Origin of the sequence: Kitasatospora sp. LaBMicrA B282, from assembly GCF_050325825.1 — a bacterium.
GTDB lineage: Bacteria > Actinomycetota > Actinomycetes > Streptomycetales > Streptomycetaceae > Kitasatospora.
Genome location: NZ_JBNQTI010000007.1, coordinates 49,932 through 63,812 on the forward strand (window position 1 = coordinate 49,932; position 13,881 = coordinate 63,812).

At 67.3% G+C, this 13,881-nt stretch carries 9 protein-coding genes; 8 read left to right on the plus strand and 1 reads right to left on the minus strand.

Annotated elements, in window-relative coordinates:
* Positions 1 to 23 precede the first annotated feature (23 nt).
* Positions 24 to 578 carry a hypothetical protein gene (locus ACQRUO_RS03790; protein ID WP_428314245.1) on the plus strand — a complete coding sequence of 185 codons (555 nt, stop codon included), beginning with the start codon at positions 24 to 26 and terminating at the stop codon, positions 576 to 578.
* Positions 579 to 735: 157 nt separating this feature from the next.
* Here the strand turns inward: ACQRUO_RS03790 and ACQRUO_RS03795 are convergent, their stop codons facing one another.
* Positions 736 to 2,235: a hypothetical protein gene (locus ACQRUO_RS03795; RefSeq protein WP_428314246.1), complete on the minus strand. Its 1,500-nt coding sequence runs from the start codon at positions 2,233 to 2,235 to the stop codon at positions 736 to 738.
* A 503-nt stretch (positions 2,236 to 2,738) separates the two neighbouring features.
* Here ACQRUO_RS03795 and ACQRUO_RS03800 point away from each other — a divergent pair.
* From ACQRUO_RS03800 to ACQRUO_RS03830, 7 genes are all read left to right on the plus strand, one after another.
* On the plus strand, positions 2,739 to 4,229 hold the full coding sequence (locus ACQRUO_RS03800; RefSeq protein WP_428314299.1) for a hypothetical protein: 1,491 nt from the start codon (positions 2,739 to 2,741) through the stop codon (positions 4,227 to 4,229).
* Positions 4,226 to 5,023 (plus strand): hypothetical protein, encoded by a 798-nt coding sequence (locus tag ACQRUO_RS03805; protein WP_428314247.1) that lies wholly within the window; start codon positions 4,226 to 4,228, stop codon positions 5,021 to 5,023. The genes ACQRUO_RS03800 and ACQRUO_RS03805 overlap by 4 nt, the downstream gene beginning before the upstream one ends.
* Before the next feature lie 9 nt (positions 5,024 to 5,032).
* Positions 5,033 to 9,544 carry a hypothetical protein gene (locus ACQRUO_RS03810; RefSeq protein WP_428314248.1) on the plus strand — a complete coding sequence of 1,504 codons (4,512 nt, stop codon included), beginning with the start codon at positions 5,033 to 5,035 and terminating at the stop codon, positions 9,542 to 9,544.
* Positions 9,541 to 10,620: a Wadjet anti-phage system protein JetD domain-containing protein gene (locus ACQRUO_RS03815; RefSeq protein ID WP_428314249.1), complete on the plus strand. Its 1,080-nt coding sequence runs from the start codon at positions 9,541 to 9,543 to the stop codon at positions 10,618 to 10,620. Before ACQRUO_RS03810 ends, ACQRUO_RS03815 begins: the two co-directional genes overlap by 4 nt.
* Positions 10,621 to 10,676: 56 nt before the next feature.
* Positions 10,677 to 11,494, plus strand: a protein-coding gene (locus tag ACQRUO_RS03820) for an IS5 family transposase (protein ID WP_428314250.1) whose coding sequence is annotated in 2 segments (ribosomal slippage) — positions 10,677 to 11,019 and positions 11,019 to 11,494 — 819 coding nt in all. Because the reading frame shifts where the segments join, the coding sequence is not laid out codon by codon here.
* Positions 11,495 to 11,824: 330 nt separating this feature from the next.
* Positions 11,825 to 12,805: a hypothetical protein gene (locus ACQRUO_RS03825; RefSeq protein ID WP_428314251.1), complete on the plus strand. Its 981-nt coding sequence runs from the start codon at positions 11,825 to 11,827 to the stop codon at positions 12,803 to 12,805.
* Positions 12,806 to 13,143: 338 nt separating this feature from the next.
* Positions 13,144 to 13,848: a UPF0158 family protein gene (locus ACQRUO_RS03830; protein ID WP_428314252.1), complete on the plus strand. Its 705-nt coding sequence runs from the start codon at positions 13,144 to 13,146 to the stop codon at positions 13,846 to 13,848.
* Positions 13,849 to 13,881: the final 33 nt, after the last annotated feature.

Here is a 13,881-nt window from a genome sequence, read left to right on the forward strand (position 1 = left end):
GTCCGTCTGCCACCAGCTGGGTGATGGCTTCGCACAGCATCGCCAGGTCGTCGGCGAGGTCGCACAAGGCTGTGCGCGGCGCGGTGAGCGCGGCGAAGCCGACCGCAAGCGGCGCGATTCGTTCGGCGTATGACAACACGGTGTCGGCCCTGGGCGCCGTACGGGTCGATGGGAACAGCCGCACCCGATACCAACCCCGGGTTACCCTGGACAGCCTGATCGCCCAGATGACGACAGCCACGGACGACGCGAAGACCACCAACGCGCTCGCCTTGCCGCCTACGCCCCCGCCATCACTGCCGAGTTCTGGACCAACGACCCGCCAACTCCAGCAACTCGGCATCTTCGCCCCGGCTTCCTGTCCCGGAAAGCCCGCTGCGGTGATCGGCTACAGCCGCTCCACGCACCCCGCCCCGACCATCCCCGCCACCACCGCCGGGCACAGCAAGCTCCGCCAGACACCGCCGCCCGGCCCGCACCCGGGGACCGTCGGGAAGCTCAGCGGGTTCACCGGCGCTGGCCCCAACACCGCCGCCAACGCCGTCGGGGGAGCGGAAGGTACTCCGCGAAGCGGGTGACGCCTGGGCAGCCGCCGGGAGCCAGTGACTGTACAGTCCCGAGATATGGTGCTCGCTGTGGATGGCGGCGCGCAATGAGGGCAGCCTGGATTCACCCGCGAGTGTGCTCGCGGGTGGTCGGCGAGGTCAGCGCCGATGCTCGGCGGCTGGTCCTCTCTCAGGGGCCGTAAGGGCTCCACCCCTTGAGGAAAGGTTCGAGGTCCGAGGGCCTGGGATCTGGGATAGCGGGAGCGCACAGTACGCCGTTGAGCGGGTCCAGGCGCTCCACGTATCCCTGGATCCAGCGGAGCCACGACTGAGCTGCTTCGCGCTCGGCGGCGGAATGGATGCTCTCGATTCGTTTTTGGGCTGCGTCTAGGTACTCGGAGAGCTGTGCGGCGCGGCGCCAGGAGAGTTCCTGCTGTTCAAGGGCACGGATCCGGTATGCCTCGGCGTAGTCGTGGCGTGCTCGGTGTACGGCGGCTTCCCATTGTCGGCGACGATCGTGGGCGGCTTCCTGGTCCGCGTGGCGTTTGGCTTCCGCTGCGGCTCCGCGCAGGTCGATCTCCTGCAGGATCTGCGGAAGCTTGTCTTCGAGAGGCTCGGTATCGGTGTCCGACCACTGTGACTGTCGGTGGACGAAGCCGCCGCTTACGGCGATCCCCAGACGGGTGCCGGGAAAGTAGTCGAAGCGGGGGATCTTCACCCAGGAGTTACGCGCGGCATCGGCGAGCTCCTTCGCGGAGGCGGTGTGCTCGGTACGTTCCTTCAGTTGTGTGATGCGCACGCCGCAGGGGTGTCCCTGCGCGGTGACCATGAAGTGGTCCTCGGATTCGGCGTGCTGGTAGCCGTGCCGGTCGGTTCGCTGCTTGATGACGCGGACGGTGTGCCCGCGGTGTTCAGCTTCCGCCACGATGGCTTGGATCAGGCGCAGTGCGCGAGGGAGTACGGGTTTGGTGAGGTTGAGTGTTCGCTTGCCGTCGCGCAGCGCGGCGAAGACGCTGTGGGGTTTGGTCAGGCGTTCCGGGATCGGGACTGGGTCCGGGATGGCGAGTCGCCATGCCGGGATGTCCTCGAGCCGGATCTCGTAGCCGCCTTTGGCCCACCCGCTTTTGATGTCTTTGCCTGCAGGCAGTTTGCCCGAGCGTTTGGCGGAGTTGACCCGGGCCGGCCAGTTGGGTGTTCCGGGGCCGCCGTCGTGCTGCACCACCAGGCGGCCGCCGGCCGCGATGAGGTCGTCGATGAGTTGCTCGCCCAGGGTCCGTCGCTCCGGCTTCGGCGTCGGGCGTGTTGCCGTTGCAGCTGGGTGCTGCGGTGAATCGTGGCGCTGGGGCTCGGCGTGCGTTGCAAGGGTATCGGCCTCGCGGGCAGCAGCGGGTTTTCTCTGGCGAGCCGGCCGGGTGGTGGGGCGGCTGCTGTGGGCTGTGGGTTGCGGAGGTGGGTAGGTGCCGTGTTCGAGATAATGCCGTCCGGCATCGGTGAGTTCGGCACTCCAGGTGCCGCCGCGCTTGCTGACGGATGCCAGATGGCGATCCTGGAGCGCGCGGGCGCTGTTCTTGTAGGCAGTGTCCTCCCACCTTCCCTCCGGGCAGCCATCGGCAATCCAGCGCAGCACGCTGATCTGCTTCTCGTTGAGGGCACTCCTGGATGTGGACACAGCCTGGATGTAGCACGCCACCGTGTGAACTGTCGACCGGTCGCACGTTCGACAGGCGTCGGTCAGCGTAGCCTGTCTGGCGATCGGTGCCGTCGGTCTCATGAACGGGCAGAGGCCGGACGGGTCTTCCCGAATCTGCTTGAACGCGGCTGGGCGCTGTCGCCGTAGGCCAGCAGCGTCTGCTCGAAGTCGCTACCGACCTGGCGGCCGTCGCGTTCTAGCGCAGCCACGCTCCTGCTGAGACCGGGTTCGGCCAGCCGTCGCCCTCACGGGGCTGACCTCGGCCTTCACGGACTCCGGCCAGAGCCGTCTCCAGGTCCCTGGACTCCGAGGAAGCGGCCAGCCTGATTGTCGAGCACCGGACCGAGCGCATCGTTGGCCATGTCAGGCGCCCTTTTCTAGCCACGGGATGCCTGTTTCAGGTCCGGGATTCGCCGAACGACCGGCGGCTTGTCGGTGCCAGGGGCTACGGTCTGAGCGTGGCTGCTGGACAGGCGCTCTTGGATACCGGGTTCGCGCACCGCATGAAGGCGTTGGCGTGCACCGCGCCGCTACATGATCTCGATGGGCGGAAGTCGGCAGTTCAGGCTGCTGACTTTACGGTCTATCAGATGAGCGAGCTGGCTCTGCACGCGATCGATCTTGTCACCCTCGCGATGGACTTCGATGCCGGCGCTTCCCCGGAGCGCGTCGTTGCAGACTTGTCGACCTGCGCGGCCAGGCAGGTCCCGGAGCGCCCGACCGGCGAACACGCGCGGGTCGCTCGGTGGGTGCTTGAGAACCTGATCAATGTCGGCTCGGCCGACCGTGGCTTTCGCGCTGTCTACGGCCTGACAGGAGCGGATGGCCACTACGAACGTCGAGACTTCGACTTCAAGCTGCTGGAGGAGGTCCCGGGGGCAGACGGCGACATCTACTTGCGGGCCTCGGACGAGGCGGTCAACGTCCTCGTCGGCGCGCTCGAGATCGACATCGAATCCGCGCAGATTGCGGCGGACATACGCCTGGAGACGTTGATTCGCCGCGGTCGGCTGTCCGACGCGCAGGCTGCTGCGCAGGCCGCTCGCTACCGCACGATCCAATACGGTGAGATGTTGCGCCAGCGGCTCGAGGCGACCAGCCGCGACGTCCGCTCTGTGGACTGGTTGACCAGCATGCCGGACTTCATCGAAGAGGCACTGGAACACATCGAGGCGCGGTACAAGGCGGAGAACGCCATCTTGGTGAATATCACAGATGTGCGCGACACCGCTGACACTCCCCTGCGCAAGCAGCAAGCCGCAGCGCTGGTAGAGATTGTGCGTGACTGCCTCCGACGCCATGAGCAGCTCCAGGCCGGATTGCAGAACGCTGGGCGGCGGTTCCGAGCAGAGCAGGACCGTCAGACGTTCGCGCCGCAGCCTGCGCGGGCTGACATCGATCTGCACGCCCAGTTGCTCCAGCCCGTCCTGGCGCTGCCGGTACACGATGCCGACGGCGTGTTGAGCACGTTCTTCACCCGCGAGGCCGGCCTGACGATACCGTCGGCGATACGCCTGGTTGACCTTTTCACCGCCTTGGTGACACCGCCGATCGAGCGGGAACTGCTGGGAGGGGAGATCGAGGAGCCGGAACTGTCCGACGAGCCGGAGCCTCCGGCCTTTCCGGATGAGTGCTATGACCATCTGGATGGACTCCTGGACCTGGATCCGGAGGCGCCGCGGCGTCTGTCCGGCCTGCTGGAGGAGGCCCGAGAACTGCACCCAGAACTGCCGCTCCTCCTGGTGGTTCGGGTGCTGGCGCTCGCAGCGCAGGAGATCGGCCCAGCGAGGCGGCACGGCGCAGAATCGGTCCTCATTGCTGTCGACGACGGCACGGTCTTGGAGGACGACGAGTTCGCAGGCAGTGACCTGCTCGTCGCTCGAGCCGTCCTGGGAGCGCCCCAGGAGCTGGAGGAGCACCCTCACATGGGCGGAGCCGGGGCAGACGATCCGAGACTCTCCCTCCCCTCGATGCGCGGAAGGGGTGCGGCATGAGTGGCACGGAGACGACCGCTGACGCCAACCGTCTCTTAGCGTTTGGCTTGCGGCCCAAGATGGTTCCATCGCGGGACGAAGAGTACCGGCGGCTCGTGCAGCGATTCCGTACTGACGACGAGTTCGCGGCCGTGACGGCTGCTGCCGCCAACGGACTGGGCCTGGTCATTCTTGAGGTGACCGAGCGCACTGGGATCGTGGCCGCGTCGCTGGACGACAGCGTCTTTGCTGTTCGGATGGGCGAGTACGCGCGCCGAACCGGCGGCGAGGGCAAGGCACATGAGCGAGTCCTGCACGCACTGGCGCACTTGGGCGCCGCCACGCTGGCCTTCCCCCGCCCGGCTGACCTTGCCGACGACTCATACTTGGGACGAGTCACGGTCGAAGGCGTCGAAGCATTCGTGCGCGAGGCGGCGAACCGGCTCGCGGAGAAAGCAGTTGAAGAGGGCGAGATCACTGACCCCTCCAGCAGCCGCCCAGGGCTGGAGGCGGTGTGGCGAGTCTACGTGCGCCGGGCCCGCACCGGGGCAACCGGAGACAAGCGCAAGCTGTACAGCTCGACGACCGGCATCGTCGGAAAAGCGCTCACCTTCCTGGCGGATCAGGGCCTTCTGGTCCGCACTGGAGATGACCGCGGAGGCACCTACCGGACCACTCCGCGCTATCGGGCGCAAGTGCGGGAGGCCGGCGCGGTCATGTTCGGTGAGTTGCTGGAACTGGGCATCACTGAAGTCACCGACGGAACAGGAAGCTTGGCTGTCGAATGGGCTCCTGACGACGTAACGAGGCTGTGAGAGGGCGCTGTGTACGAGCTGAACCGGGTCCGGCTGTTCGGCATGGGACCGCGAGGAGCGCGCTTCGGTGACGTTGTGCTGGACCTGTCCGGAGTGGGAGCGCCGATCGGCAACGGAAGTCTGTTCGAGGCGCCGCCGCGCCGGCCGAGTCCCTACAGCCTGCTGATGCTTGAGAACGGTGGGGGCAAGAGCGTTCTACTGAAGCTGGTGTTCTCAGTGATGCTGCCTGGCAAGCGCAACACGCTGGGGGGTTCGTCCGACGCGCTCGAGAAGTTCGTCGTTGGCGAGGAGGCCGGGCACGTCGTCCTGGAGTGGATGCACGTGAAGTCAGCCGAGCGGGTGATCACGGGAAAGACCTACCAGTGGCGGCGGACGAGTAACCGCGACGGCAGCAAGTTGGGTGAAGCCTGGTGGTCACTTCGCCCTGGGACTGAAGTCGAGTTGGACACGCTGCCATTTGCCCTCGATGGACGTCGGCTTCGCATGGACGGCTTCAAAGAAGCACTGGAGGAACTCGACCGCGTACACCCGGCAACGCAGCTGGCCTGGCTTGGCAGTAATCAGGGCGACTGGGTCGAGCACCTACGCAGCCTTGGCATCGAGCCCGACCTGTTCTCGATCCAGCGACGAATGAACGCCGACGAGGGCGACGCCGCGAACGCATTCCAGTTCAAGAGCAGCAAGGAGTTCGTCGACTGGCTGCTGACGGTTGTGCTGGACCCAGCGGACGCGGTCAGCGTCGCCGAGAACTTCGACAGCTACACCGTCAACATCGGCGACCGGGCAGCCATGCTGCTGGAGAGGGAGTTCACCGAGGGCGCAGTTTCGGCCTTGCGGCCTGCCAGTGAGGCACACAGCAGGATGGTCACGGCACGGGCGGACTTGGAGCAAACAGAGCTCGCCGCAAGGGACTTTGTCGCCGCGGTTACCGCGCGGCACCTCGCAGAGCAGGACGAGGCCCAAGCGCTCCGAAGTACGCATTCATCAGCTGCCACAGAGGCGAGCGCGCGAGAGAGCGATCGCGACCGGGCACGAGACGCCGTAAATGAGATCCGCAGGCAAACACTGAGCCTGGCGCTCGTTCTCGCCGAGGAGGACCACGAGAACACGGGGCGAGAGCAGGCCGCGGTCGACAGGGAGCTCGTCGCCTGGGCCGCATGCGAGGCAGTCCAGGTACGAGATCAGGCAATCGCGGACGCACAAGCATTGGCCCAGCGCTTGGCTGATGCAGAAGAGGGCGCGCGGCCGGCCCTTGCCGCGCGTGATGCTGCCGCCGCGCGGCTTCTGGCGAAACTGCACGATGAGGTGGACAAGGCTCGAACTGACGCCACAGTGCAGGACGGCGCCGCCGCGCAGTTCAAGGAGGATGCCAAGCGGGCAGATCAGGACCGCACTGACGCCTTGGTGGCTGAAGAACGGGCTCGCAGCGGGCGGAAGTCCGCCCTGGAGGAGGTTGCTGAGATCGGCCGGGAGGTCGAGCGAGCCACGGTCGACGGACTCTTGTCCGCTGGCGAGGACGTGCTCACGGCAGCAGCCGCAGCGCGCGCAAAGGCCACCAGGCTCGCCACGGCACTCACGACTGCGGAGACGGACAGTAACACCCTCGTCAGCAGCCTCGAGTCAGCAGACGCTCTCGCCCGCCGGACCACCATTGAAGTGGCGCGCCTCGAGCAGCAGCGGGACGGGAAAGCGCAACAACTGCAGGACGTGACTGAACGAGCGGTATGCCTGGGCGCCGACGATGTCATCCTTGCCGCGCTCGCAGTCGCCACGGTTGACGCAAGCACACTGGACGCGTCCGCGGATGCACTCGCAAGCCAGCTTGCCGACGACATCGCCACACGTGAGGAGCGTCTGGACGCGCTTCGCGCTGAGCAACGCGAGGACCGGAGGGTGCTCAGCGTCCTTGGCAACGGTGGACTGCTGCCGGCCCGAGCAGAAGTGGACGCGGCCATCGAGGTCCTGGACGCAGCTGGGATTGCTGCGCATCCGGGCTGGCGCTACCTGGCACAGAACGCGCCCACGGGCGAGCGCGCCACCCTGGTGGCAACCCACCCTGAGCTCGCCGACGGGATCGTCCTCATCGACTCCGCTCAGTTGCCAAAGGCGCGTGTCGTACTGGAGACTGCGCGACTGCTCCCAGCGGCCGCTATCACCGTTGACTCTGGCGCGACGTTGCTCATCGAAACCGCCCAGGTCAGCGGCCGATATGTCATCGAGCCGAATCCAGCCATGTTCGACGAGGACGCCGCCGAGCTGCGCAGACTCGAGCTGCGGGACGGCATGGCTCGCCGCGGTGACCAGATCACGCCGATGTCGACAGCGCTGCTCCGTACCCGTGACGTGGTGGCCGAGCTGGCCGCCTGGCGGCGAGCTTGCCCAGCGGGCAAGCTCGCCGAACTGACCGAGGAGCTTAGAACTTTGGAAGCCCTCGTCGAGACCGCCAGAGAACAGCAAACGACAGCGGAAACCGAGGCCAGCACCCTGCGGAAGCGCATCTCTGAGAGCACGACCCTCACCACCGCGCTGCGCGCCGCAGAGCGAGCAGCCGCCGAGACGGCAAACGCTCTGGAACAGCTAGCCGCCCGGGTAGATCGCGCCACCGTCGCGCAACGCCGCGCCACCGAGCACCAGCAGACCGCAGAGGCGGCCCACCGCAAAGCCATTGACGCGAAAGCGGTGTGGGAACGCGCGTTGGAGAAAGCGGAAGAGGCGGCTCGGGCGGCGGAAAACTGCCGCGACCGCGCCTCGCGGCACCTGGCCGCGGCGGAAGAAGTCGTCACCTCCAGTGGCGAAGTGAGCTCGACAGTGCCGAGCGAGAACCTTCTGACGCTACGACAGGTCTACGCCGCGGCCACGGATGCCTACCGCAAGGTCGAGGTCGGCCACGATCTCCGCACAGAGGCCGAACGGGCTGCCATCGAGGCCGCCCGCCGTCGCGGCGAAGCCGGACGCCTCCCGCCCGACCTGCTGACCGAAGTCGAACAGCTGCTCGCCACTGCAGCCGGCGCCGACCGCGCCGGCCGGGAAGCAGCCATAGCAAGGGCCAACCGGGAGAAGGAGCGACTCCGTACAGTACTCAGCACCGCAGCCGAACGAGTCGGACAACTGACCAGTGAGCTACGCCAAGCGAGCCCCGCTGACCGCGACCGCAACGTTTGGATCGTCCTACCTGACGAGCGCCGGCCCACCACGGTGCAGCACGGCTATCAGCTAATGGAGGACGCGCAGGCCCAGCAACGTGACGCGCAGGAGGCCCTCGATAATGCAGTGCGGCACGCCGCTGACCTGCACGACAAGGCGCAGAACGCCGGAGAGGCTGCCCGAGACTTTCGGGAAGCGCTCGTCGCCCTCGAGGCCGGCCTCGACGACAGCGCAGCCAACCCGACACGCCAAGCCGCTACGGCAGGGACGGCCACCGACAGGGTCGCGCCCTACGACAAGTCTGTGGAGACCGCACGAGAGCAAGCCCAGCACCTCAGGAGCTCCCTACGCGATGCACGTGCCGCAGAGGCAGCTGCCACACGAAAGCTCCACAGCCTCATTGACGCGGTGGTCCGTTACGCCAGCGAGCCGCGCTTCGAAGCAATGACGAACGTGGCCCGACGGGCAATCATCAGCCTCGGGCGGGAACACCTGGGCGTCCGTGTCGCTGAATTCGCCAACCAGCTCGCGCAACGCCTCGCCACCCTGGACACGGACCTCGACAGTGCAAGCAAGCACCGCAAGCTCATCGTTGACCGGCTCGCCGCGCTGACCGAAGGCGCGCTGAAGACGCTGCGCACAGCATCACGACTGTCCCGCCTGCCCTCCGGCATGGGCGAATGGGCGGGAAAGGAGTTCCTCCGCATCCGCTTCGCGGACCCCGATCCAAGCCTGCTCGTTGCGCGCATAGGTGAGCTCGTCGACGAACTCGCCGCTGCCACGGCGAACCGGAAGCCCGGCAACCGCGGCAGCGCCTCGAAGCGTGACGGCATGACTCTGCTGTTGCGATCGGCCGAGGCAGCCGTGCCCAAGGGATTCACCGTCGACGTGCTCAAGCCGGACGCCGTACTGCGAGACGAACGGGTGGCGGTCGAGCAAATGAATGACGTGTTCTCCGGGGGGCAAGAGCTCACCGCCGCCATCATTCTCTACTGCACCATGGCGGCGCTTCGAGCCAACGAGCGAGGCCAGATGCGGACCCGCCATTCTGGTGTTCTGTTCCTAGACAATCCAATCGGCAAGGCAAGCGCCACCTACCTCCTGGACCTGCAGCAAGGCGTGGCCGCCGCGCTGGGCGTCCAGCTCGTCTACACGACTGGACTGTCCGATGACAGGGCCCTCGCGGCCTTCCCCCTGTGGGTTCGGATGCGCAACGACGCTGACCTGCGCGCCGGACTGAAGTACATTCGCGTCGCTGAGGTCGTCCGTGTTCAACTGCCAGACCCCTTTGATGCCCCCGACGCCGACAGTCCGACATCAGCGCCAGGAACCATCACTGCCGCCCGGATCTACCGCCGGAGGGTGTCCACAGAATGAGCAGCACGATCGCCAACACCAACCATTCAGACCCGCTACCTGCCAGAGCAGTTCGACTCGCAGCCGCACTGGAGGAGTGGCCACGACGCACCATCAGCCTCGCCGAGGTGTGGGATGTTTACGCGACAGCCGACCCCGCCTCAGCCACGCGCCCAACCCGGCGTGCCGAACTCGCCACCACTCTCGAGGCGTTGACCGCAGCCCGTCTGATCACCTGCTCGCGAACCCGCGACACCTCAGCCATGCCCGCACTGCCGACCAGGCTCACGCTGCCGAGCGCGCAAGCATCGCCCACGGCCGCAGCTCTCGCACGCGCCATTGCCTGGCGTCCGGAACTCGCATGGGCAACGACCGCCAGGCTGACAGTCGGACAAGTCGAGGTGCTGCGAGCGGTAAACACATGGCTGCGTGACCGCGGCCGCGACGACGATAGTGCGCCGCTGCGGGAACGCTCCCTCGAAGTGTTCGGATACGAGAAGCGCCTTGACGCGCTGCTAGGTACGTCGCTGTTTGCCCCGGATCGACTCAGTCTGGCTCTGCTGCGTGCCTTCCGGTCCCGTCCACCGCTTTCGACCCGTCGCGTTGGTGACGGCCCAGTGATGCTTGTTGTGGAGAACGCGGACACGTTCGACACGCTGAGCCAGGTACTGAGTGACGCACCTTGCGAGGTGGGCTGGATCGCATGGGGAGCAGGTGCGGCCTTTGAGGCCTCGGTGGCGTCGATCGCGGAGCTGACCGAGGTGCGGTGCGTCGCCTACTTCGGTGATATCGACGCGGACGGACTGCGTATCCCGACCAGCGCGAGCGTGACCGCCGCGCGAGAGGAACTGCCCCCAGTCCAGCCAGCAACAGGGCTATACCAGCTACTCCTTCAAGCAGGCGTGCCGCAACAAGGACAGCCACGGCTCTCGCAGGACAGGGCCGCAGAACTGACCAGCTGGCTCGGAGAGCCGCATGCCAGCCAATCCGCCGCGCTCCTTATAGGTGGGTGCCGGCTGGCCCAGGAGACCGTCGGTAAACGGCTCCTTATGACTGCTCCACAGTGGCGCGATGGGCTGGACTGGCCCGGTCCGTGATCGTGTAAGAGCGTGTCTCATGTGGTGTTCGCTGGTCTGCGGCATGATTGACCTTCATGGGGGTTGATCTGTCGCAGAGGCTGGTTCCTGACGGTCTGTGGGAGCTGGTGGAGCCGTTGATGCCGACGTTCGTCATGCGCCAACAGGGCGGCGGGACCGTTCCATTGGATGATCGTGCGGTCTTCACGGCGGTGGTGTACGTGCTGACGAGCGGGTGCGCCTGGCGCCACCTACCGCCGTCGTTCGGGGTCTCGCCCGCGACGGCACATCGTCGGTTCGCGGCCTGGACGAAGGCCGGCCTGTGGCGACGCTTGCACTGTGCGGTGCTTGATGAGCTCGGTGCCCGAGGTGAGGTCGACTGGACCTCGGCCATCGTCGATGCCGCCTCCGTGCGGGCGAAAAGGGGGGTGCGCTGACCGGCCCAAACCCGGTCGATCGCGCCAAGCCGGGCAGCAAGCTCCATGTGCTGTCCGACGGTCGCGGCCTCCCGTTGGCCCTGGCCATCTCCGCGGCGAACACGCACGACAGCCAGGCGCTCAAGCCGCTTGTCCTGGGCATTCCCGCCGTTCGGTCCCGCCGCGGCCCGCGCCGTCGGCGTCCTGCCAAGCTCCGCGCCGATAAGGCCTATCACTCCGTCGAGCATCTCGCCTGGCTGCGCGAGCGGGGCATCGTGCCGAGGATCGCTCGCCCCGGCATCGACTCCTCCGAGCGTCTCGGCCGCCACCGCTGGAAGATCGAGCGAACGATCGCCTGGCTCTTCGGCTACCGCCGCCTCACCGTCCGATACGAGCGCATCAGCGACCACTTCGCCGCCTTCCTTGGCCTGGCAGCCGCTCTGAGCTGCTACAAAAAGCTTGCCAAAGTCACCACATGAGACACGCTCTAAGTGTCCCCGCCGTGAAGTTCAAGAGAGGCGTTCGGTGGCCGCCTGATTAGACGGATGACGAGCCGATACGTAGTGCCCGAGGGGGGATGCAGACCATACGCATACCCCGCTTCTGCGCGGGCAACTGGCACTGCCATAGCGGATCCGTTGCGGCTAGCCGCAATCCCACGGCAGACATGGTGCTCGCTGCGGATGGCGGTGCGCAAGGAGTGCAGCTTGGTTTCACCCGTTCGAGTGGGCCGACCGCTGGCTGACGAGTCCAGCCGTTTGCCGCCGGTCGGCGGTCGGGTCCGGACAGGGTTGGATGGGGGCAGGGGTGTGAGCATCGTGACCGACACCATTCGAGCCGCCACCTCTGCCAGGGTGTTCCGCGGTGGCGAGAGTCTGTTGGCTGCCGGCGTCGTCCGGGGCTTGGAGCCCGGCTGCGGGGGTGTCAACGCCGATGTCGCTGATGGCAGCCAGAGTTGGCAGGTGTGGGTCGGAGTCGTGGGCGGTGTCCTGACGGGTGAATGCGACTGCCGTGACGCCCGTGTCGCTGCCATGTGCCCGCACACGGTCGCGGCGGCGCTTGCCGGCGTGCCTTGCCGGGTTCGCCTGGACCGCACTGCCCGAGTCGCACGCCGGCACCCCCCGACGGCGCTGGTGGCGTTGATCGCCCGTCACGCCGTCCGGGACCGCCTGCTCGCTACCGATCTGGAGGTGGCCACGGGCCATCTCGGCGCGCTGAGCACCGAGGATCTGGCGCTGTTGCGTGCGCTGATCGACGAGGCCCGGTCCATCCCCGACGGCAGGTACGAGTACGACCTGCACGACATCGTCACCGCCGTGCGCGCCGTCCTTGACGAGCTTCGGGCCCAGGTGCTGCGCCCGCCGTCGTGGGCACTGCTCGATGCGGTTGAGTACGTCGTCGAGTGCTGGGACCATCTCGCCGGGGTCCTCAGCCAGGACTGGCGCACGTATGACAACGAGTCGGGCGAGATCGGCTCTGAACTTGCTGCGATCCACGTCGACTTGTGCGAACAACTGCAAGGCGACCCGTTGGAGCTGGCCGAGCGCCTCGCCACACTGGCCGCCGCTGCTTGCCAGGTTGACTGCTGCCTGAGCCCGCCGGCTCCGTACCAGCACCTACTCGGCCCCCGATGGCGTGGCCACGTTCGAGCAGCGCTGGAAGGTCCTGCGCCGCTGGCAGCGGTGTGTCCAGGCGGCTGTCGCGGGCGGGGCGTCAGGGGGTCAGGCCGGCCTTGTGGAGCTTGGCGAGGAAACTGGTCTTGCGCTTGTGTTCGGTGCGGAGTTCGGTGAGGCACAGGATCGCCGAGCATCCGGCGCTGGACGGCGGGCACCAACTGCTGTTCCGGGCACGGCTCGCGCGTGCACGCGGTGACCTGGCGCAGGCCCGTGCGCTGGTAACCAGGCGCTGGACGACCTCCCAGGCCTGACCACGCTCCACGAGCTGGCGGCCGAGATCGGCGCGACGGTGCCCGAGCGCGCCCAGGGTGTCAACGAGCGACTCCGCACCACTGCGCCGAACACCTGGGCCCAGCAAGACCGACGGAGCCGACCGACCGGTAAGGAAGTCGCCGCCACCATCATGACGCCTCGTCCGCTCTTCCCGCCGAGATGCGACTACCTTGATGCGCATGACAGGGACGTGGAGCGAGGACAGCCTGTGGCAGCTGCGCGCGCGTCGGTATGCCGGTGACGGGGCGGCGCCGGCCGTTGTGCTGTCGGGTCGGCCGCTGGCCGAGGTCCTGCAGCAGGTGGGGGACCTGGTCGGCAGCGCGGCGGCCGAGCGGGTGCCGGGGGCGGCGGAAGTGGCCGAGCGGTGCATCGCTGCGCTCGACGAACGCGGTTGGGAGGGCGACGAGGAGCTGGCTCGGCAGCTGGCGGCCGCGCTGGGTCGGGGCCCGGTATCGATCCTCAGGCCGCTGGCGGTGGATCTGGAGGAGCTGTCAGGGTTGTTGGAGGGCGACCCCGTTTTTGCTGGTGGCCGTATCGATCTGACCACCGGCGACTGCTGGCCCCAGCAGATCGTCTTTGACGGGCAGGAGGAGCGTGCGGAGGATACGGACTCCGACCGGTGGCTGCCGGTATGGTGCGAAGGATCCCGGGAGGGCTATCGCGACATGGAGCTGTTCATCGCCACGGTAGGTGACGCCGGCTTCGCGGAGAGCCTGGAGATCGCTGTCACCGGCCGTGCGGCATTCCGCCGGTTCAGGGATGTCCTGGCTCGTCGGGAAGACGAGCTGCACCGGTTTCACCTGTTCGCCGAGGAGCGGCAGCGCGGCCGGGCGCGGGCCTGGCTGGCCGGACGCGGCTACCACCCTGCGGCTCGCCGCCGGTAGCCGAGGTGCACGGAGTCGCCGTGCAGCGCTGGC